The 20,514-nt window shown below is 56.2% G+C and carries 17 protein-coding genes and 1 CRISPR repeat array; of the genes, 13 read left to right on the top strand and 4 right to left on the bottom strand.

All coding sequences use genetic code 11. The annotated features are described in order from the left end of the window. The first annotated feature begins 84 nt into the window (after positions 1-84). Positions 85-1,005, top strand: coding sequence for a type I-E CRISPR-associated endonuclease Cas1e (gene cas1e / locus WG929_RS06585; protein ID WP_416205397.1), 921 nt, complete (start codon positions 85-87; stop codon positions 1,003-1,005). Between the two features lie 2 nt (positions 1,006-1,007). Beyond that, positions 1,008-1,313, top strand: a complete 306-nt coding sequence (gene cas2e / locus WG929_RS06580) for a type I-E CRISPR-associated endoribonuclease Cas2e (protein WP_369854553.1) — start codon at positions 1,008-1,010, stop codon at positions 1,311-1,313. A gap of 93 nt (positions 1,314-1,406) precedes the next feature. After that, positions 1,407-5,583: a CRISPR direct-repeat array (repeat unit 29 nt; unit sequence GCGTTCCCCGCGCAGCCGGGGATAAACCG). 235 nt (positions 5,584-5,818) lie between these two features. On the opposite strand, the gene WG929_RS06575 is transcribed toward cas2e, so the two are convergent. The 3 genes from WG929_RS06575 to selD are packed head-to-tail and all read right to left on the bottom strand — an operon-like array spanning position 5,819 to position 9,286. After that, the gene (locus WG929_RS06575) at positions 5,819-7,024 is read right to left on the bottom strand and encodes an MFS transporter (protein WP_416205396.1); all 1,206 of its coding nucleotides are present in this window, start codon (positions 7,022-7,024) and stop codon (positions 5,819-5,821) included. 4 nt (positions 7,025-7,028) lie between these two features. After that, a complete protein-coding gene (mnmH, locus tag WG929_RS06570) occupies positions 7,029-8,210 on the bottom strand; it encodes a tRNA 2-selenouridine(34) synthase MnmH (protein ID WP_416205395.1) in 1,182 nt (393 codons plus the stop codon). Next, on the bottom strand, positions 8,207-9,286 hold the full coding sequence (gene selD, locus WG929_RS06565; RefSeq protein ID WP_416205451.1) for a selenide, water dikinase SelD: 1,080 nt from the start codon (positions 9,284-9,286) through the stop codon (positions 8,207-8,209). The genes mnmH and selD overlap by 4 nt, the downstream gene beginning before the upstream one ends. A 228-nt stretch (positions 9,287-9,514) precedes the next feature. On the opposite strand from selD, the gene WG929_RS06560 reads away from it, so the two are divergent. The 11 genes from WG929_RS06560 (at position 9,515) to WG929_RS06510 (ending at position 19,722) form a co-directional block, all read left to right on the top strand. Then, a complete protein-coding gene (locus WG929_RS06560) occupies positions 9,515-9,892 on the top strand; it encodes a metalloregulator ArsR/SmtB family transcription factor (protein WP_416205450.1) in 378 nt (125 codons plus the stop codon). A 27-nt stretch (positions 9,893-9,919) separates the two neighbouring features. Next, a complete protein-coding gene (locus WG929_RS06555; protein WP_416205394.1) occupies positions 9,920-10,387 on the top strand; it encodes an arsenate reductase ArsC in 468 nt (155 codons plus the stop codon). Between the two features lie 8 nt (positions 10,388-10,395). Next, on the top strand, positions 10,396-11,415 hold the full coding sequence (arsB, locus tag WG929_RS06550) for an ACR3 family arsenite efflux transporter (protein WP_416205393.1): 1,020 nt from the start codon (positions 10,396-10,398) through the stop codon (positions 11,413-11,415). A 34-nt stretch (positions 11,416-11,449) separates the two neighbouring features. Continuing rightward, entirely contained in the window at positions 11,450-12,160 is a 711-nt protein-coding gene (gene arsH, locus WG929_RS06545; protein ID WP_416205392.1) for an arsenical resistance protein ArsH, read from the top strand. Positions 12,161-12,435: 275 nt separating this feature from the next. Continuing rightward, a complete protein-coding gene (locus WG929_RS06540) occupies positions 12,436-13,158 on the top strand; it encodes a DUF599 domain-containing protein (protein WP_416205391.1) in 723 nt (240 codons plus the stop codon). 55 nt (positions 13,159-13,213) lie between these two features. Further along, a complete protein-coding gene (gene bamJ / locus WG929_RS06535; protein WP_416205390.1) occupies positions 13,214-13,690 on the top strand; it encodes a BamJ family beta-barrel-assembly machinery protein in 477 nt (158 codons plus the stop codon). Between the two features lie 117 nt (positions 13,691-13,807). Next, a complete protein-coding gene (zapE, locus tag WG929_RS06530) occupies positions 13,808-14,917 on the top strand; it encodes a cell division protein ZapE (RefSeq protein WP_416205389.1) in 1,110 nt (369 codons plus the stop codon). A gap of 185 nt (positions 14,918-15,102) precedes the next feature. Beyond that, positions 15,103-16,188, top strand: a complete 1,086-nt coding sequence (qhpR, locus tag WG929_RS06525) for an AraC-like transcriptional regulator QhpR (protein ID WP_416205388.1) — start codon at positions 15,103-15,105, stop codon at positions 16,186-16,188. Between the two features lie 136 nt (positions 16,189-16,324). Next, positions 16,325-17,707, top strand: a complete 1,383-nt coding sequence (gene glnT, locus WG929_RS06520; protein ID WP_416205387.1) for a type III glutamate--ammonia ligase — start codon at positions 16,325-16,327, stop codon at positions 17,705-17,707. 114 nt (positions 17,708-17,821) lie between these two features. Next, on the top strand, positions 17,822-18,673 hold the full coding sequence (locus WG929_RS06515; RefSeq protein WP_369854541.1) for a phytanoyl-CoA dioxygenase family protein: 852 nt from the start codon (positions 17,822-17,824) through the stop codon (positions 18,671-18,673). A gap of 320 nt (positions 18,674-18,993) precedes the next feature. Next, positions 18,994-19,722, top strand: coding sequence for a type 1 glutamine amidotransferase (locus WG929_RS06510; RefSeq protein WP_416205386.1), 729 nt, complete (start codon positions 18,994-18,996; stop codon positions 19,720-19,722). 58 nt (positions 19,723-19,780) lie between these two features. On the opposite strand, the gene WG929_RS06505 is transcribed toward WG929_RS06510, so the two are convergent. After that, positions 19,781-20,410, bottom strand: a complete 630-nt coding sequence (locus tag WG929_RS06505) for a VUT family protein (protein ID WP_369854539.1) — start codon at positions 20,408-20,410, stop codon at positions 19,781-19,783. Between the last annotated feature and the right edge of the window lie 104 nt (positions 20,411-20,514).

The raw sequence follows: 20,514 nt of genomic DNA, 5'->3' as shown, positions 1-20,514 counted from the left end.
TGACCGAAACCTGCGCCGAGTTTGACGTGGTCAAGTACTTGACCACTCGGGCTTAACCTATCACCCATTTGCAAGGACGCGCTTATGAGTTTTATCCCCCTTAAACCCATCCCCATCAAAGACCGTAACTCCATGATTTTTGTCGGCATGGGGCGCATTGATGTCCGTGATGGCGCTTTTGTCGTTATCGATGAAGTACACGGCGAACGCATGCATATCCCGGTTGGTTCCATCGTCTGTCTGATGTTAGAGCCGGGTACTCGCATCAGCCACGCAGCGGTCAAGCTGGCAGCGACCACCGGCACCTTACTGATTTGGGTTGGAGAAGCCGGTGTCAGGCTTTACTCTGCGGGCCAGCCCGGCGGAGCACGCTCCGACAAATTGCTCTACCAGGCACAACTGGCACTCGATGCGGATTTGCGCCTGAAGGTTGTCCGCAAAATGTTCGAAATCCGTTTTGGTGAAGAAGCGCCACAACGGCGCAGTATCGACCAGTTACGTGGTATCGAAGGTAGCCGGGTTCGTAAAATTTACCAGCAACTCGCCAAACAATATGGCGTGGACTGGCGCGGCCGAGACTACGACGTAAAAGACTGGGACAAAGGAGATGCTATTAATCAATGCCTGAGTTCAGCCACCGCTTGCCTGTATGGCGTTACCGAAGCAGCCGTATTAGCCGCAGGATATGCCCCGGCTATCGGATTTTTACACTCCGGCAAGCCGTTGTCGTTTGTGTACGATATCGCCGATCTGGTCAAATTTGAAACCGTCGTCCCCATTGCTTTCAAAGTAGCCGCCAAAAAGCCCCACCAGCCAGACCGGGAAGTGCGCATTGCCTGCCGTGAAATATTCCGCTCCAGCCGTTTACTAAGCCGACTGATTCCATTGATCGAAGACGTACTGGCCGCAGGAGAAATAGAACCACCCAAACCACCAGAAGACGCCCAGCCACCCGCGATACCAGAACCACCCAGCGTGGGAGATGAAGGACACAGGAGTAAATAACCATGAGCATGATAGTGGTTGTTACAGAAGCCGTACCGCCACGACTGCGCGGACGACTGGCGGTATGGCTGTTAGAAATCCGGGCAGGCGTTTACGTTGGCGATGTATCGCGGCGAATACGTGAAATGATCTGGCAACAAGTGGATGTACTCGCCGAAGACGGCAACGTCGTGATGGCCTGGGCAACCAATACTGAATCAGGCTTCGACTTTATTACCTATGGTCAAAATCGTCGTATGCCCATTGACGTTGATGGACTCCGACTGGTGCGTTTTCTACCCGATGAATCCGATTCAAAAGACGTGTGAATGAAGTGCTGAAACGTTCTTTAACAACATCAATTTTTTGGTAGATTTTGAAGGCATAAATTTCCTTTTTAAAATCAACCATGTACATTTAGAGCGTTCCCCGCGCAGCCGGGGATAAACCGCGTTTGGCCCACAACACCTCGGACTCTGTGGCGCGTTCCCCGCGCAGCCGGGGATAAACCGATGATTTGATCCATATTCTGATTCATCGGCCAGCGTTCCCCGCGCAGCCGGGGATAAACCGAAATCAAAAAAACAACATGGTTTGCCGGGGGTGCGTTCCCCGCGCAGCCGGGGATAAACCGGACGCCAGCGACCTCGCAATCTCGGTATTGGGGCGTTCCCCGCGCAGCCGGGGATAAACCGGGCGTAACCAATAACGATAAATTCGAGAACCGGCGTTCCCCGCGCAGCCGGGGATAAACCGTCGGACGGCTCCAGTCTGGCCGGTTTTGGCGAGCGTTCCCCGCGCAGCCGGGGATAAACCGGACGCCAGCGACCTCGCAATTTCGGTATTGGGGCGTTCCCCGCGCAGCCGGGGATAAACCGTTTCTGTTTACCTCGGCCAGTGGCAGAGCAATGCGTTCCCCGCGCAGCCGGGGATAAACCGTTGGCATTGATATGTCCGGGCCTAAAAATGTCGCGTTCCCCGCGCAGCCGGGGATAAACCGAGTATTACCCAAGGGCAGGCGGATCAACTCTCGCGTTCCCCGCGCAGCCGGGGATAAACCGCACAAACTAGCTGGAACCGGCGGGCTGTTTTTGCGTTCCCCGCGCAGCCGGGGATAAACCGGCGGGGGATTTCGCAGCGTTATTCAAGGCACAGCGTTCCCCGCGCAGCCGGGGATAAACCGTATCTGAGCTACAGATGCGGTACGCCTACGACGCGTTCCCCGCGCAGCCGGGGATAAACCGTGTAGGTAAAAAACTTGAGGTTTCGTCCTCCGCGCGTTCCCCGCGCAGCCGGGGATAAACCGGATTGGAGCATTGAGGATGTGCAATGCACGCCGCGTTCCCCGCGCAGCCGGGGATAAACCGCATGCACAGTGAGCGCCTATCATCTGCAACGAGCGTTCCCCGCGCAGCCGGGGATAAACCGCTTACCGTTCCTGATGCTCGCCAGGTGATCCAGCGTTCCCCGCGCAGCCGGGGATAAACCGGGCCTATCCCGGATTCTGGCGAAATGGGCTATGCGTTCCCCGCGCAGCCGGGGATAAACCGCCACCAACGCTGAGGTTATCCGGCAACTCGGTGCGTTCCCCGCGCAGCCGGGGATAAACCGTAATTTTCCGCTTATAAAACCTAGCTGCACTGGCGTTCCCCGCGCAGCCGGGGATAAACCGGGGTAGTATGGCGAATCAAGACGAAATCACAGGCGTTCCCCGCGCAGCCGGGGATAAACCGTCCGGGTCTTTGCAGGCCCAGGCTGCAGCACAGCGTTCCCCGCGCAGCCGGGGATAAACCGTAGCCCCTATCCCGGTCGTTGGCGACACAGGGGCGTTCCCCGCGCAGCCGGGGATAAACCGATGTGACAATTCCAGTCTCTGGGACTATCGACGCGTTCCCCGCGCAGCCGGGGATAAACCGGCCGATTCGTTTGCCCTCCAGCTCTGGGCAGTGCGTTCCCCGCGCAGCCGGGGATAAACCGAACCACATCAAGGATAGCATGCAAGTAACTGGGCGTTCCCCGCGCAGCCGGGGATAAACCGTAGCCGTTAGCGGGCCGTCACGCTATAATGGCGCGTTCCCCGCGCAGCCGGGGATAAACCGGAGTGGCATGAAAACCGTCGATCAAATAATCAGCGTTCCCCGCGCAGCCGGGGATAAACCGGATGCCCTTGAAAATGATGAATTAGCCGATGAAGCGTTCCCCGCGCAGCCGGGGATAAACCGGTGATTCCCGCATGCCGACGAACCAAGCGCTTGCGTTCCCCGCGCAGCCGGGGATAAACCGGCCCGCGGACCAGAATGATCTGCTTCATGACAGCGTTCCCCGCGCAGCCGGGGATAAACCGTTCTGGAAATCGACGGCCTGCCGGTGCTGGTAGCGTTCCCCGCGCAGCCGGGGATAAACCGCAGCCATCACGACTGCGGCGATGATACATGCGGCGTTCCCCGCGCAGCCGGGGATAAACCGGACAACACATGAATCTCGTAACGAAAACCGAAGCGTTCCCCGCGCAGCCGGGGATAAACCGACTCCCAATCTTGAAGCTGAACAACCTGAAAAGCGTTCCCCGCGCAGCCGGGGATAAACCGCAGTAGTTGAACATGACGAAGCTATTGAAGCTGCGTTCCCCGCGCAGCCGGGGATAAACCGGAGGGCGTCGATGTGCGCGCGTTGAATATCTTGCGTTCCCCGCGCAGCCGGGGATAAACCGATATAACCCATGTGCGAGCCGTTTTTATAATAGCGTTCCCCGCGCAGCCGGGGATAAACCGGCCTCGACACCTGCTGATGCGCTATCCTGTATGCGTTCCCCGCGCAGCCGGGGATAAACCGGCGCGGTTCGCTATCTGGTTGATCATGAGCAGGCGTTCCCCGCGCAGCCGGGGATAAACCGCGTGGTTTGTTCGGGTTCTGGTGTAATCGGTGGCGTTCCCCGCGCAGCCGGGGATAAACCGATATCTTGATTGCACACGGTATGCAGCCTGCTGCGTTCCCCGCGCAGCCGGGGATAAACCGCATTCTTTTGAACGTGGACAGGCTGACGCCCAGCGTTCCCCGCGCAGCCGGGGATAAACCGAATCCCTTTTTTCTCCCAATTGAGAATGGTTTGCGTTCCCCGCGCAGCCGGGGATAAACCGCTCTGTTTGTTTTTTCTGTGGTTTCCACTCCGGCGTTCCCCGCGCAGCCGGGGATAAACCGGCTGGCGTAAAACGTCCAGCCAATTTGCCGGGGCGTTCCCCGCGCAGCCGGGGATAAACCGCATGTCTCCAACGCTCCGATCCGGTGAGTTGAGCGTTCCCCGCGCAGCCGGGGATAAACCGTTTCCGAGTACGCGAACCTTAAAAATCTTGATGCGTTCCCCGCGCAGCCGGGGATAAACCGGCCGCCGGAATCCGAATGCCGCGAACAAGAGAGCGTTCCCCGCGCAGCCGGGGATAAACCGTGCTCCCGGCCCAGCCTGTATTTGTGGGAAAAGCGTTCCCCGCGCAGCCGGGGATAAACCGCACTTCGTGCCGAATTTGCCGGGCAGGATATAGCGTTCCCCGCGCAGCCGGGGATAAACCGCCATTGGCGGCAGCTGGGCACAAACCCGCACCGCGTTCCCCGCGCAGCCGGGGATAAACCGAATACTACTGCGTACCCAAGGCCGGTGGTGGCGCGTTCCCCGCGCAGCCGGGGATAAACCGGACACGTGCTCAGCCCGGTGTTTTTCCGATGGGCGTTCCCCGCGCAGCCGGGGATAAACCGGCTTTAGCCCACATGGCGACGGCGTCGATAAAGCGTTCCCCGCGCAGCCGGGGATAAACCGCCATCGCGGTGCATATTGATCCAGATCGCCCGGCGTTCCCCGCGCAGCCGGGGATAAACCGCCTGATGAACCTGAACGCCAAAGAAGTGGGGGGCGTTCCCCGCGCAGCCGGGGATAAACCGGCGGATACGCACAGCAGACGGGGCGATAATATGCGTTCCCCGCGCAGCCGGGGATAAACCGCTGGAGCGCATGATGGACATGGCAGAGCGGTTGCGTTCCCCGCGCAGCCGGGGATAAACCGACCGGCCCACATGCCGGAAAAACCCGCTACATGCGTTCCCCGCGCAGCCGGGGATAAACCGAGATCCTGACATTCGTGGTGTATTTTGCGTCCGCGTTCCCCGCGCAGCCGGGGATAAACCGATGAGGTGCGCAAACCTCTAACGGAATACGAGGCGTTCCCCGCGCAGCCGGGGATAAACCGGGCAGTCAGGGAATGGCCCTGACCACTCAACAGCGTTCCCCGCGCAGCCGGGGATAAACCGGTCGTTAGCTGAAATATCATCGCTGAAAAATGGCGTTCCCCGCGTAGCCGGGGATAAACCGCGTAATTTGAGATAGCGTTATTCGCCTGTACGGCGTTCCCCGCGTAGCCGGGGATAAACCGTCATTATCGACCTGCCCGGCCTGGGCCGGTTAGCGTTCCCCGCGCAGCCGGGGATAAACCGACGTCAATATCGGCGTACTGCAGCACTCGAGCGTTCCCCGCGTAGCCGGGGATAAACCGAATACGTGGGTCGGGCGTATTACATGAACGTCGCGTTCTCCGCGCAGCCGGGGATTAACCGAATCAATGATTAGTAGATGTGGCTCCAGTGTATATTGAATTGTGCTGTGATTTGACTTGGTGAGGCTTTCCTCTACTGCAAGCCTTTGTTTTTTGAGCGGGTAATTTTCAGTTGTCGATATGGTATTAGGCCGCAATAACTTGTACCGGCAGTTGGGTGCACTCGGTTTATTTGGTCGCACGGAGCATAAACCGAGTGATGGTCATCGATAGTTTTGTAGCCACTAATTCTGGCGTCAGAGTAAAGGTTTTTGGCTGTTTTTTTGCCACCAGGGCAGAGCCACAAGTAACAGCAGGGTAACGGCGATCACGGGGAAGGTGATCAGATTGAGTTCGTACCAGCCGTAGAGGTTGAATTGTCTGCCTGCGCCCAGGGAGGCTGCGGCGACGGTACCAAATACCAGTAGGTCGTTGAGGGCTTGTACCTTGGATTTTTCCGAGGGTTGGTAGGTGTGGGTGAGCAGGGTGGTGGCGCCAATAAAACCGAAGTTCCAGCCCAGTCCGAGCAGGATCAGTGATCCCCAGAAGTGTATCATTTCCATCCCGGACATGGCGGTAACGGCGGAGGTAAACAGTAGCATCAGTCCTAGTGCGGTGATCCAGCGCGCACCGAAGCGGGCGATCAGTTTGCCGGTGAAAAAACTCGGGCCAAACATGGCGAGAATGTGCCATTGAATGCCGAGGGTGGCATCTCCGGCGCTGTGGCCTTGGTGCACCATGGCGATGGGTGCGGCGGTCATGATGAAGGACATCAGTGCGTATGAGACGGTGCCTGCGAGGGCGGCGGTGATAAATCCGGGGCTTTTGGCGATCTGCCACAAGGGGCGGGCGTCGCCGTTAACGTCGGCTTCATGAGAGGGGGGCAGTTTGAGTGATAGCAGGATGGGGATGGCGAGCAGTGCCAGTATGGCTTGGCCAATAAAGCTGCCTGCAAAGGGGGCTGATGCCCAGGTATTTTGCGTCCAGTACACGGTTTGTGGGCCAATCACGGCGGCGGCCAGTCCACCTAGCATGATCAGGGAGATGGCGTTGGGTTTGTGGCTGGCGGGTACCAGATCGGAAGCAGCAAAACGGTAGTTTTGCACGCAGGCACCATAAAATCCGGCCAACCCGAGGGCGGCGCAAAACAGCCAGAAGGAGGCGTTGACGATGGCGGTGGTTGCCAGCAGTGCGGCCAGTACGCAGAGCAGGGTGCCGGTGAGGTAGGCGATTTTGCGTCCGGCATTTTTCATCAGCAGGGAGACTGGAATCATGGACACCGCGACACCGATGCCATACAGGCTGACCGGGAGTGTTGCCAGCGCGGGGTCGGGTGTCAGTGTCTGGCCGACCAGTCCGCCGATGGAAAGGATGATCGGCGCGGAGGAGCCGCCTAGCGCTTGGGCTGAGAACAGTTTGCCGAGGTTGCGTTGTGTGGAGCGATCCAGCGCTGCAAGCGACATGTGGTTATCCAGGTTGGGAGGGTGAAATATCAGCGGGACTTGGTTGTGCTCCGTGCTCTGTACGGCTGAGGAATTCTTTTACTTCGGTGCGGTTGCCTTGAAAGATAACCCGTTCCATTTTTTTACTCAGCTGGTATTCGTACATGGGGTCGTAGTAGTCGCGCAGTAGCACGGTAATCCAGCCTCTGTGGCCGTCGGGGTGGCCGTGACGGTGCGCGCTGAGGGCATTTTCCATCTCGTAGGCCACTTCGGCGTAGCGCACGCCTCCCAGGCGTTTTTTCACCCGTTTGAGTGATTCAGTCAGGTCGTTGGCGAAAGCATCAAAGGCGGGTTCTTCATCCTCATCACTCATTTGTTGTTGCCAGTCCGCCAGTTTGGTGAGGATGTAGTTGTGAAAGGTGTGTTCAACCCGTTCTTCGAGGCTGGTGTCGAGCACCACAACCGGGCTGCGCTCCATGGCGTTGCGGAACAGGTGTGGCAAGGCGCAACGGCCAATCAGCATGCTTTCGTCTTCCAATACCAGGTGTTGGCCGGATTGAACGCTGTTGCTGTGTTCGGCTTTGAGCATGGCGACGGCGAGGGCGTTTTCGAAGTTGAGCTGGCTGGGCTGGCCGGAGGGGCGGCGACCAAAACTGGAGCCGAGGTGGTTGGCCAGGCCTTCGAGGTCGACGCTGTTGGGGAGCTGGTTGAGCAGGCCGGTTTTGTTGCAGCCGGTGGTGCCTGCCAGGATGATCATCGGCAATTCGGCGCACTGGCGCTCGAACTCTGCCAGTATCCAGCTGCGCATGGCCTTGTAGCCGCCCGTGATACGGGGGTAGTCGGTGCCGTCTTCATGCATCCATTGCTGACAAATCTGGCTGCGCAGACCGCCACGCCAGCAGTACAGATAGCCTTGCGGGTGCTGCTGGGCGAAGTTGACCCAGGCTTGCACTCGTTGCTGTTTTATCTCTCCCTGTACCAGCTGGTGACCCAGTCGAATGGCTTCTTCCTGTCCTTGTTGCTTGTAGCAGGTGCCGACTTGTTCGCGCTCGCTGTTGGTCATTAACGGCAGGCTGACGCTGGTCGGGAAGGCACCTTTTTCAAATTCAACCGGGGCGCGGGTGTCGATCATGGGGATGTCGTTGAGGAAAATATCCAGGAACTCGCGGGCATCCGGGCGTGTTGGCTGGCCCTGGTCAGCGCTCATAGCCATCCTCCGCTGACCCAATCTCCCTGGGCAGCGACGAAGGGAGCATCCGGGTTGTCTGTAGACCGGGCCGACAGTGCGCCAATGGGCTGGTGATGGACATTAGCTTGCTTTAGTACAGCTTCCAGTTGGACTGCCTGTTCCGGGGCGACGGCGATCAACAGGCCACCACTGGTTTGCGGGTCGCACAGCAGATCCTTGATGGTGTGAGGCATGTCGGCCAGTTTGTGGCCGTAGCTGTCCTGATTGCGGCCGGTGCCGCCGGGAATACAGCCTTGGGCCAGATACTCTCGGGCTTCGCTGATGACCGGCACCTTGCTGACGTCGATGACAGCCGTGACGCCACTGCCTTCACACACTTCCAGCAAATGACCCATCAATCCAAAGCCAGTGACGTCGGTGATCGCGTGCACTCCTTCCAGTGGCGCTACCTCGGCACCGACACGGTTCATCTGGCACATGATGTCGCGGGCCAGATGGGTGTGTTGGGGCAGCAGTTTTTTCTGTTTCTGGGCGGTGGTCAGAATGCCGATACCCAACGGTTTGGTCAGGTAAAGAATGTCGCCCGCCTGGGCCTGATTGTTCTGTTTGAGGTTTTTGCGGCTGGTCAGGCCAGTGACGGCCAAACCGAAAATCGGCTCCGGTGCGTCAATGCTGTGGCCTCCGGCGAGGGGAATACCGGCATCGGCACAGGCCTGGCGGCCACCGTCGATGACCTGTTGGGCGACTTCGGCAGCCAGGGTGTTAATGGGCCAGCCGAGAATGGCTATTGCCATCAGTGGCTTGCCACCCATGGCGTAGATGTCGCTGATGGCGTTGGTGGCGGCGATGCGGCCAAAGTCAAAGGCATCGTCGACGATGGGCATAAAAAAGTCGGTGGTACTCAATACGACCTGGTCATTGCCGATGTCGTAGGCGGCTGCATCGTCTTTGCTGCTGTTGCCCACTAACAGGTTGGGGAAGTCGGGCAGTTGCAGTTGAGAGAGCAGAATGGTGTCCAGCACTTTGGGCGAAATCTTGCAGCCGCACCCGGCTCCGTGACTGTATTCGGTAAGGCGGATAGGGGTGTTTGTCATGGTGGTCACTCCGGCGTGCAGGTGCAAAAAACGGGCGGAAATAATACGGGGTTGTGGGCGGGTTGTCAGCGTGGTCTTTTTCGTACGCATGTTTTGCCTTGTATATATGCAAAATCATATATATGATTTTGCATATATTTTGAGTCCGAGTGGTTGCCTCGTGGATTGGCAAGACGCTTGTCTCATGGATTGTCTCATGGATTGTTTCGTGAATTGGAGAGTCGCTTGATGGTTGCCGTTTTTCCTCCGGTTGAGTTGTTTAAGTTGCTGGCCGACCCGACCCGGTTTGCGACTCTGATGCTGATTGTTAACCACAAGGAATTGTGTGTCTGCGAATTGACCGAAGCGTTGGCGTTGAGCCAGCCCAAGGTTTCGCGGCATCTGGCGCTACTACGCACCAGTGGCTTGCTGGTTGGCGAAAAGCGCGGCCAGTGGGTGTATTACCGGCTGCAACCGACGCTGGATGCAACTGCCAGCGCCGTATTGGAGCAGGTTGCACAGCTTTATGCGCACGACATTGCCGAGTGTGAAGCGCGCCTGCAAGTCTGCATTCCGACTGAGCAAGCACCCGGCTGCTGCGCGCCACGGCCAGGTGCACAATTCTGATCCTATTTCTTTTTAGCTGGAGCCACTATGAAACTCTTGTTTGTCTGCACCCATAATCGTTGTCGCAGTATCGTCGCCGAGGCGGTTGCCCGTAGCGTGTTGGATGACCGCTTCGAGGTACGCAGTGCCGGTAGCCAGCCTGCCGGTGAGGTATATCCGGGGACGTTGGTAGCGCTGCAACGACATGGCATATCGGCCACCGGGCTAATGAGTCAGTCGTGGGATGCGTTTGAATTGTTTGCCCCGGATTATGTGATTACGGTGTGCGACAGTGCGGCGAGTGAAGCCTGTCCACTCTGGATCGGTGCTGGCAGCAAGGTGCACTGGGGCCTGGCCGATCCGTCCAAAATAGCCGATGCAGCGGCGCAGTCCGAGGCATTTGATCAGTTGATTGCTACCTTGAAACAGCGGTTTGCCCAGGTGAATACGCTGGATATGACGATGTCGCTCGCTGCAATACAGACGCAATTACAGTCTCTGGCGATGGAGTTTTAGGCGGCCTTATGGGAATTTTTGAGCGGTTTTTATCGGTTTGGGTGGCTGTTGCCATAGTGGCAGGAATTGCCTTGGGGCTGTGGGTGCCGGAGGTGTTTACCGCCATTGCGGCCGCCGAAGTGGCGCGGGTCAATCTGGTGGTTGCGGTGCTGATCTGGTTGATGATCTATCCGATGATGATCCAGATCGATCTGGGAGCCATCCGTGACGTCGGTCGCAAGCCCAAAGGGTTGCTGTTGACTCTGGTGATTAACTGGCTGATCAAGCCGTTTTCCATGGCATTGCTTGGGTGGCTGTTTTTCCGGGTGTTTTTTGCTAGCTGGGTTGATCCTCAAACCGCGAGTGAATACATCGCCGGGATGATTCTGTTGGGCGTTGCCCCCTGTACCGCGATGGTATTTGTTTGGAGCCAGCTGACCAAGGGCGACCCCAATTACACATTGGTGCAGGTGTCGGTGAATGATCTGATTATGGTGTTTGCCTTTGCACCGATTACCGGCTTTTTGCTGGGAGTAACCGACATCCAGGTGCCCTGGAATACGCTGATGCTGTCGGTCGGTCTGTATGTGGTGTTACCGCTGCTGGCGGGCTATCTCACCCGCAAGGTATTGACCGTGGATGGCTCGGCTGAGGCACTGAATCGCTTTGTTGCTGCTATCAAGCCCTGGTCAATCGTAGGTTTGATCACCACCGTGGTAATTCTGTTTGGCTTGCAGGCCAATACCATTGTTGCCCGGCCGCTGGATATTCTGTTGATTGCGATTCCGCTGGCGATCCAGACCTACGGTATTTTTGCGATCGCCTACTGGGCCGCTCTGCGGTTGAAGCTGGCCCATAACATTGCGGCTCCGGCCTGCATGATTGGCACCAGCAACTTTTTTGAACTGGCGGTGGCGGTGGCGATTTCGTTGTTCGGCTTGCATTCAGGAGCGGCGCTGGCAACGGTCGTCGGGGTGTTGGTGGAAGTGCCGGTGATGCTGTCGCTGGTGGCGTTTGCCAATCGCACCCGGCACTGGTTTTCAGCGTGATTCAAGTGGTTTTCAAAAGCATAAGGTAACGCCCGTGAGTTGTTCTGATCTGCCCAATATTGAAGAAACCCTGTTCCATGTACCGACAGCAGAAGCGGTATTTCGGCGGCCGTTTTCGAGCCATCGGCCGCGTATCTTGTTGTTGTATGGTTCAGTACGGCAACGCTCGTTCAGCCGTCTGTTAACGCAAGAGGCAGCACGGCTACTGGACGCTATGGGGGCAGAAACCCGGATTTTTGACCCCTCTGGCTTGCCATTGCCCGATGATACCGGTGCCGACCACCCGAAAGTGGCTGAGTTGCGAGAACTGGTCAGCTGGAGCGAGGGCATGGTGTGGTCTTCGCCAGAACGTCATGGCGCCATGACCGGTATTATGAAAGCCCAGATCGACTGGATTCCGCTGTCGATCGGTTCGGTTCGGCCAACCCAAGGCAAAACGCTGGCGGTGATGCAGGTCAGCGGTGGCTCGCAGTCATTTAATGCCGTCAACCAGATGCGGGTACTCGGGCGCTGGATGCGGATGCTGACCATTCCGAACCAGTCATCGGTAGCCAAAGCCTGGCGGGAGTTCGATGACAACGACCGGATGAAGCCGTCGAGTTATTACGACCGGGTCGTTGATGTCATGGAAGAGCTGGTGCGCTTCACTTATCTGGTGCGGGATCGCAGCGATTACCTGGTGGATCGTTACTCTGAGCGCAAGGAAACTGCCGCCGAGTTACATGCTCGCCTGGCGGGTGACTGAGTCAGGGTAACGAGTCTGGGTTAATGGTTTCGGGTGAATGGCTTGGGGCAAAGAATCAAGACCGCCGTTAGCCTGTTCTGAATCAACAGTGTCGTGATATATCCAGCTGGATGGCTCCCGAAGACTTTGTTTGAATACACACACTGCTTCACGCTGCTGTGGTTATATGACTTTGGCGTTGAATTCAGGCAGAAAGAAGAACGTTATTAACATTAAAATCACACTCAGACATCGAGGATGCTTTGCAAAACAACCCTGAGGACATCATCAGCTGGATGAACTGGGCTGCCCTGGCCTGGTTTCTGTTCTGCTGGATTGCCTATGACCGCTTCGCCAAGTACATGGCCAAACATTCTGCTTCGCTGTCATCGGTGATGCACGTGCACCGAATTAACTGGATGCGGCGCTTGCTGATGCGTGAAATCCGGGTAGGGGATGCGGCCTTGCTTGCCAACGTCGAGCGTAATGTCAATTTTTTTGCCTCTTCCTGTGTGCTGGTGTTGGCAGGTTTGTTGACCGCGCTGTCGGCCGTCAATGAAATCCAGAATATGTTGCTGAGCATCTCATTTGTTACGCCCGACAGTATCCTGGCGATGGAGCTGAAAGTGGGGGTGATGATCAGCGTGTTTATCTATTCCTTTTTTACCTTTACCTGGTCCATGCGTCAGTTCGGGTTTGCATCCGTATTGATTGGTGCCGCGCCATTTCCCGATGACAAAACCGTTACGGCAGCAGAACGCCGCAGTTTTGCCATCTACGCTGCCAAGGTGATCGATCAGGCCGGCCACAGTTACAATAACGGCTTGCGGGCATTTTATTTCTCGCTGGCGTTGCTGTTGTGGTTCGTGAATATTTGGCTGTTTCTGGCCGGTGCCGCCGCTGTGGTGGGGATTCTGTACCAACGGGAATTTTTATCCAGCTCACTGAAAGCGCTGAAAATGGTCGAAAACGTCGGCGAAAAACTCACTCGTGATGACAAGGAATTGTCGAATTACTGATTCCTGCGCCCGAGTCGCTTATGATTCGGGCCGAATTCATGATTGGGTAGAATATATGCTGGAAATACTTCTGGTTGCTGTGATCGCCGGTTTGTTGGGTTATGCCTTGCGTCGTGCCGGTGTCGGCAGCAAAGGTGCCGCTGAAAATATCACTCTGGGGACGGCGTTTCTGACTAAAAACGGGGCCGAAGACGGTGTGGTGACGACGGCATCGGGTTTGCAATACAAGGTGCTGAAGCCCGGCAATGGCGAGCAACACCCGGTCGCCACGAGCAAGGTGACGGTTCATTACCATGGCACGCTGTTAAATGGCAAAGTATTCGACAGCTCGGTCGAACGTGGAGAAGCCATCAGCTTTCGTCTGAATCAGGTGATTGCGGGTTGGACCGAAGGCGTTCAGCTGATGACAGTCGGGCAGAAAAATATCTTCTATATTCCCTCGGAACTGGGTTACGGCAAACAACGGGCTGGTCGGATTGAGCCGGGTAGCTTGTTGATTTTTGAAGTGGAACTGCTCGGAATCGACGATTAGGTTGCCAGCGGTGGTTGACAGAGGTTAATGATAGTTGACGCTGGTTATTTCAACCAACCACCGGATTGATCATACCCGTGTGACTGTTATTGCTATTTTGACCGTATTTGTTAACCGATGCCTTTGCTGCCGATGCCTCATTCCCTGCTAGCCTGGTTTGACGACCGCAAGATTCAACTTGATGTTGGCCAGCACCGCGCCGCTGAGGCGCTGGAGCAGCTGCAACAGCAGGCTGTGCACGGCAAACGCAACCTGTCTTTTATTCGTCGCCAGCGGCTGGTCGGTGCCTATTTGTGGGGCGAGCCGGGGCGCGGCAAAACCCTGTTGATGGATGCGTTGTTTCAGCAGTTTCCACTGGCGGCGAAGCGTATCCACTATCATGTGTTTCTGCGGGATTTGCACCTCGGTATGGCGAAGAGTGGCGGCAAAAACGACTATCTGGTGACACTGGCGCACCAGGTTGCCAGCCAGTGCCGCCTGTTTTGTCTGGATGAATTTCATTTGCACGATATTGCCGATGTGATTCTGCTGGAGCGTTTTCTGGCGGTATTGATCAAGCAACGTGTGGTGGTCGTGCTTACGTCCAACTATCCCCCTCAAGAGTTGTTGCCGGATCCGGATTTGCACCATCGGGCGCTGGGTGCCATCGCCATGATTGAAAAACACTTACGGGTGTTGCATCTCGACCACGACCAGGATTATCGCTATCGCGAGGCCGCGTTGGTGCCAAATTATATCAACCCTTTGGACAAGGCGGCGGATGACTGGCTGCTGAATCGTCTGGCAGAGTGGGGGCATGCACTGCGGCTGAATGACGCCGAATCCGCTACTGTGCCATTGCGTGGCCGAGGGTTGCCAGTACGAGCGTTAGATGAAACCTGCGTCTGGTTCGATATGGCGGCGATTTGTGAAGGCCCGCGTTCGCATCTGGATTATCTGGAGCTGGCGGAGCGCTGGTCGACGGTGGTGATCAGCGGTATTCAGACACGGCATTTGTGGCGGGCGGATACCTTGCGACGTTTTATCTGGTTGGTGGATGTCCTCTACGAACACAAACATAAGCTGCTGCTCAGTTCTGAACGACCGATCCAGGAGATGCTTGCGGATCCAGCGCTGGCAGCGGATACCTTGCGCTCGCTGAGTCGTTTGATGGAAATGCAGTCTCCGTCATTCCAGTCCGGGATTCGGCAGCGGGCGGCGGCGGGGTTGCTCGAACCGCAGGGTTGATTGCTACCACCCTTGGGTTTTCGACTGCCAGCGGGTTATCGACTGCCAGCGGGTTATCGACTGCCAGTCCTTGTTCAGTCCTTGTTCAGTCCTTGTTCAGTCATTGTTGGCTCTCACTGTCTGGTCTGATCTGGTGTGTTTGTTGCTTAAACCCCAGGAATATTTTATTCCTGGGGTTTAAGCATATGTCTATCCACACGCGGGGATTATCCACCGGCTTGTTGTCCAGTGTGCTGGGTTCCGTGACGGTTGGGCTGGAAGAATTTATCGAAGTCCAGGGTGCCAACAGTGCGGCGGTGTTGGCTCGGGCCGGATTACGACAAGGGCTTTACCAACAACCCAACCGTCATATCCCACTCAAGTTTTACTGCAACTCCATGCACGAAGCGGCGCGGGCGACTGGTAATGAGCACTTCGGGCTGTGGTTTGGGGAGCAGTTTCGTCCGGAAGGCTTGGGGTTGTTTGGCTACTATGCCATTACCTCGTCCGATGTTCGTTCGGCCATTGCCGGTATGGAACGCTACTTCCATGTTTTTCAACGCAACAGTCTGCTGCAGTGTCATCGCTCCGGCATGGATACGGGCATAGCTGATGGCATCGTCGAACTGGAATACCGGCTGTTGGATGGCGATATACCGGATCGTCGCCAGGATGCTGAGCTGACCATCGGCATGCTCAATAATGTACTGAAACGGGGCATGGGTCTGGGCTGGACACCGGTTGAGGTGCACTTCCAGCATCCGGCGCTGGTGGATGCAACACCGCACCGGGATGCCTTTCATTGCGACGTCCGCTTTGGCCAGCCGCGTAATGTGATCCGTTTCCGCCAGTCCTGTCTGGATCAGCCCATGCCCGATGCCAACCCGATGCTGAATAATATCTCCCTTGGCTCCATTCTCGATCTCGAAGGTCGGGCAGCGCTGCAGGCGGATCCCGGCTTGTCGCTGGTACAACGGCTGCGCAGTGAGGTGATCGAGCGCTTGCCTCATGGCGATGCCACACTGGAAGACATGGCACGGCGGCTCAACCGTTCTTCGCGTAGCCTGCAGCGCCAGCTGGCAGAGCAGGGCTGTTCGTTCAAATCAGTACTGGATAGTGTGCGTGAAGATCTGGCGGAGTATTACCTCAACTACGATCGCCTGAGTGTTTCTGAAGTGGCTTATCGGCTCGGCTATTCCGAAGTAAGTGCCTTTACTCGTGCCTTTGTGCGCTGGAAACATATCAATCCGAGCGAGTGGCGCGGTCAATCACAACCGCTAAGCCATCAATAATTTATTCTGAGGTATAGGCTGTTTACCCGTTAGCCGGTGAATGGCGGCTAATGTCAACACAGCGGTTTTAACGGTCAACGCTATGCCGGCCGGATTTTGACAGACTGGTTTCATCAAGAACACAGAGGATGAAAGCATGTCTGCGACGACCCCAACGATCAGCACCGTATGGCAATGCCCGCAAGACAATGCGCTGGAAGCGGCGCAGCAGTTTCTGGCGGCGCATGGTGTGCAATTTATTCTTGCCCAGTTTGTGGATGTCCACGGCGGCATCAAAAGCAAGTCGGTACCAGTGCAGTGCTTGCCAGGGCTGACGACCGACGGTGCTGGGTTTGCCGGCGGTGCCATTCTCGGCTTCGATATGTCACCACAAGATCCTGAATTCATGATGGTGGCCGACCTCAATACGCTGGTCTTGATGCCCTGGATGCCGGGCTACGCCTGCATTCGTGGTGTCGGTATGGTGGGTGATCAGCCTTGTGAGATGGATCCCCGTAACGTCTTGCTGAAACAGACAGAACGGTTGTCGAAGCGCGGACTGCGATTGATGACCGGACTGGAACCGGAATTTTACCTGTTGAAGCAGGATGCTGATGGCCATATCTCGCCGTTTGACAGTACCGATACGCTGGAGCGTCCGACCTACGATTACCGTGGCCTAACCCGTAACGCCGGATTTATCGAAGGCTTGTACGGCGCGCTGACCAAGGTTGGTCTGGAGGTGTATCAAATTGATCATGAAGACGCCAACGGCCAGTTTGAAATCAACTTCAAATACGATGAAGCGGTGAAATCTGCCGACAACATGCAGTTCTTCAAAATGGCAGCGAAAGAGATTGCCAACAACGAAGGTGCTATCTGCAGTTTTATTCCCAAACTCAGTGCTACAACCACTGGCAACGGCATGCACGTGCATTGTTCGCTGGTGAATGAGGCTGGTGATAATGTTTTTCACGATGCCTCCGACCCTTCTGGTATGGGCTTGTCGCGTACGGCCTACCAGTTTATTGCCGGGGTGATGGCCCATGCCGAAGCGCTGGCCGCCTTGCTGTGTCCTTCGGTGAACTCCTATAAACGGCTGATTACCGGCACACCGGCAGCTCCCAGTTGGGCACCGGTCTTTATTGCCTACGGCGACAACAATCGCTCCGCCATGGTGCGTATTCCCTATGGTCGTATCGAAGTTCGTATCGGTGACAGCAGCATGAATCCCTACCTGGCGACCGCTGCCATCATCGCGGCCGGTCTGGACGGTATCGATCGGGAACTGACGCCTCCTGAACCGCAATCACTGAATTTTTATGACCTGACCCTGCAGCAGGTGAGTGAGCTGGGTGTCGACCGCTTGCCGGAGAATCTCGATCTGGCGCTGACGGCATTGGAGCAAGACAGCTTGCTGGCAGAAACACTGGGGGAGCGCCTGATTGCCAGCTTTCTCAAGCTCAAGCGACAGGAATGGCAGGATTACCACCGTTCAGTGTCTGAGTGGGAGCTGCAGCGTTACCTGACTTTTTACTGAGCGGATACTGCGGACAATTCTCTGATACCGACATAAACCACACTCCCTGACTGATACCACTGAATGATAAAGGGCTGCCTCGGCCTTGACGCCAGGTGGCCGCTGGAGCACACCATGATTGAACTGACTCAAGAGCAGATAGCACAATTTCGCCAGGATGGTTTTTTGATCGTCGACAAGCTGGTCGAGACCGAAGACGCCGATGCCATTCTCAGCCGTTACGCGCCGATTTTTGAACAAGGGCTTTATGAGACAGGCATCAAACCTGACGAAGTGAATTTACCCACCGGAACACCGCCGTACACCCAACAGATTTGTAATGCCTGGAAGTCGGATCTGACCGTTGCCCGTCAGGTGTTGTCCGAAAATATGGGCCGCTTGTGTGCCCAGCTGGGAGGCTGGAGTGGATCACGACTGATGATTGATAACCTGCTGTGGAAACCGGTAGAGGGTCGTTCGATCGGATTTCACCAAGACAGCATGTATTCACTCTGGATCGACAAGCCCGAGCTGGTCAGTTGCTGGCTGGCGCTGGATGACACCACCGCCGAAGGCGGCACTCTGGTGTACATCAAAGGCTCGCACCAGTGGGGTGAAGCCAAACCGATCATGCAGTTCCATGGCCCGGAAGATGATCTGAAAGAAGTGCGCGAATGGGCAGAAACCCATGGTCTCGAACTGGAGCTGGTGCCGGTTGTGGTGCCCAAGGGAGGCTGTGCCTTCCACGATGGCTGGACCTGGCACGGCTCACGGGTGAATCGTGCCGATGTCCCACGACGGGCGCTGGCTATGCATTTTTTCCAGTCCGATATCCAGTTTAATCCAGACAAAATGACGGTCGGAAACGGCCCTATTTACGGTAAATACAAAAAGTTTGGCTCTAACGAAGTGGATGAAAGCTACTTCCCGATTACCTGGCGGAAGGACGGCTATCGCACGCCAGGGCTGGACGATTACCTGGCCTGAGACAGCTCTGGCCAAGTTTTTTGGTGCTTCGTCAGCCCCCCAAGGGCAGCCAACCCGCACTTTTTTGGCGAAGCACTTTTTTTATTCAAAAATGAGCGTTCAGCGTGGGTATTGGACGTGGATGTTCAGCTTGGATGTTTAACAGGCTGTTGATTTTTGTTTTCGAGACAGTCAATGCAAGGCAAAAACCGGCGAAAAGAGGGAGTTTATACGAGATAAATGACCGATTTGAGCCTGTTTTTAACAACGCAGTGGCCACGCAGATAGCAAATCAACAACCTGTTAAAGCGAGTGTTTACAACACAAGAGGAGTCGTACCTTTGAAAATTGCAGCCATTATGGCCGGTGGGATGGATGGCGAGGTGGAATCAGGCCGTATTGGCGAAACCGTCGCTACTCGTGGTGGCACCTTACAGTGGTTTTATCGCCGTCTGGGTGATGGCGTGCCCACGAGCACGAACGGCTTTGATGCCCTGATTGTCTTTGGTGGCGAGCACAGCGTTCATGATCCGGAACTGAAACCCTATTTTGATGGCCTGGGGGAGTGTATTCGTCGCTTTCATCAGCAAGGTAAACCGGTGCTGGGGTCTTGTCTGGGCTGTCAGGCGATTGCCTATGCGTTTGGTGCCGAGGTGAAGCCGCAGGGATTTCTTGAGTACGGTTTTACCCGCCTGAGTCTCTCTGCGGCAGCCCGTACGGACCTTTTGTTGCAAGGACTGGACGAGCAGCCGCTGCTGTTTGAAATGCACTCCGATACCTTCGACTTACCGGACGGGGCTGTGGCCTTGATGAGTGGTGATCAGGTGCCCAATCAGGCGTTCCGCATGGGAACAACCACCTGGGCATTCCAGTGCCACTTTGAAGTGACGCCTCATATCGTCGACATCTGGAACCGGCGCGAACTGATTGGCAATCCGGAGAAAAATCAGGACGATGTGAATCGTATGATCCAACAGACACAACAGGATTTTGAACAGTATCAGCAAGCCCAGACACTGTTTGCCCGTACCTTGATGAATCGCTGGCTGGATCAGGTTGAGGCTGGTTAATTGCTGTTGCTCCGCCAAATACCGGCTTGCTGGTAGAGCGACAGGCCAGTAATCCATGTTAGGGATGCGGGGGAGTATCTGGGGCGACAGCCGTTTTTTGTTCATGCGCTCGCACCATGGCACTGACCACTGCAGCTCCCAGCAGTTTGCCGAACACTGACATAATCCAGTTCGGCAAGGTCAGGAATCCGGCACCGAACAGAAACACCGTGGTATCCAGCGGCGCGGCAAACAAGCTGGACAGCATAACCCGTGTCGACAAGCGGAAGCGGGTAAAGGTAAACAGTACCCAATCCAGCAACTCGGCAATGGCAAATGCCGCCGCCGAGGCGATGGCAATGGACGGGTTGGCGTAATAAAACGACCAGGCAACACCAATCGCCATGGCGATCAGAACCCGGTGCTGCATCTCTTGCTGGGCAAAATCCCGCACCACCAGTACCAGGCCGGTGACTACCGTGACAGGGTTAAAACCAAACTCGGGGGCAAAGGGTAGTTGCCAGTTGGGCGCCCAGCCAAAACTCCAGTTGACAAACGGAATCAGCGCCACATAAATCAGGCTCCATTGCCGTCCGCCCAGCTTTATCAGCAGTACAATCGTCGCCAGGTAGCCAACCAGTACCGGCATCAGGTGGTCGGCATGACGATAAGCTACGATGGCAATTAGCTCGTCGAGCAGTGTGTCCATGGTCATTCCAGCAGGATATTTTGCTTATTGTTGGTGAAGCGTGTTGTGCAAACAAGCACAGTCGCAATTCGCGACTTTGACCGGCCAGAACCAGTCAGGGTCAG

Source organism: Oceanobacter antarcticus (genome assembly GCF_044962685.1).
GTDB classification, from domain to species: Bacteria; Pseudomonadota; Gammaproteobacteria; order Pseudomonadales; family Oceanobacteraceae; genus Oceanobacter; species Oceanobacter antarcticus.
This window is presented reverse-complemented; position numbering and strand designations above follow the sequence as displayed.

Excerpts from the sequence above, each read along its gene's own strand:
- cas1e (WP_416205397.1), top strand. The coding sequence starts at position 85 with ATGAGTTTTATCCCCCTTAAACCCATCCCCATCAAAGACCGTAACTCC.
- cas2e (WP_369854553.1), top strand. The coding sequence starts at position 1,008 with ATGAGCATGATAGTGGTTGTTACAGAAGCCGTACCGCCACGACTGCGC.
- WG929_RS06575 (WP_416205396.1), bottom strand. The coding sequence starts at position 7,024 with ATGTCGCTTGCAGCGCTGGATCGCTCCACACAACGCAACCTCGGCAAA.
- mnmH (WP_416205395.1), bottom strand. The coding sequence starts at position 8,210 with ATGAGCGCTGACCAGGGCCAGCCAACACGCCCGGATGCCCGCGAGTTC.
- selD (WP_416205451.1), bottom strand. The coding sequence starts at position 9,286 with ATGACAAACACCCCTATCCGCCTTACCGAATACAGTCACGGAGCCGGG.
- WG929_RS06560 (WP_416205450.1), top strand. The coding sequence starts at position 9,515 with ATGGTTGCCGTTTTTCCTCCGGTTGAGTTGTTTAAGTTGCTGGCCGAC.
- WG929_RS06555 (WP_416205394.1), top strand. The coding sequence starts at position 9,920 with ATGAAACTCTTGTTTGTCTGCACCCATAATCGTTGTCGCAGTATCGTC.
- arsB (WP_416205393.1), top strand. The coding sequence starts at position 10,396 with ATGGGAATTTTTGAGCGGTTTTTATCGGTTTGGGTGGCTGTTGCCATA.
- WG929_RS06540 (WP_416205391.1), top strand. The coding sequence starts at position 12,436 with ATGAACTGGGCTGCCCTGGCCTGGTTTCTGTTCTGCTGGATTGCCTAT.
- bamJ (WP_416205390.1), top strand. The coding sequence starts at position 13,214 with ATGCTGGAAATACTTCTGGTTGCTGTGATCGCCGGTTTGTTGGGTTAT.
- zapE (WP_416205389.1), top strand. The coding sequence starts at position 13,808 with ATGCCTTTGCTGCCGATGCCTCATTCCCTGCTAGCCTGGTTTGACGAC.
- qhpR (WP_416205388.1), top strand. The coding sequence starts at position 15,103 with ATGTCTATCCACACGCGGGGATTATCCACCGGCTTGTTGTCCAGTGTG.
- glnT (WP_416205387.1), top strand. The coding sequence starts at position 16,325 with ATGTCTGCGACGACCCCAACGATCAGCACCGTATGGCAATGCCCGCAA.
- WG929_RS06515 (WP_369854541.1), top strand. The coding sequence starts at position 17,822 with ATGATTGAACTGACTCAAGAGCAGATAGCACAATTTCGCCAGGATGGT.
- WG929_RS06505 (WP_369854539.1), bottom strand. The coding sequence starts at position 20,410 with ATGGACACACTGCTCGACGAGCTAATTGCCATCGTAGCTTATCGTCAT.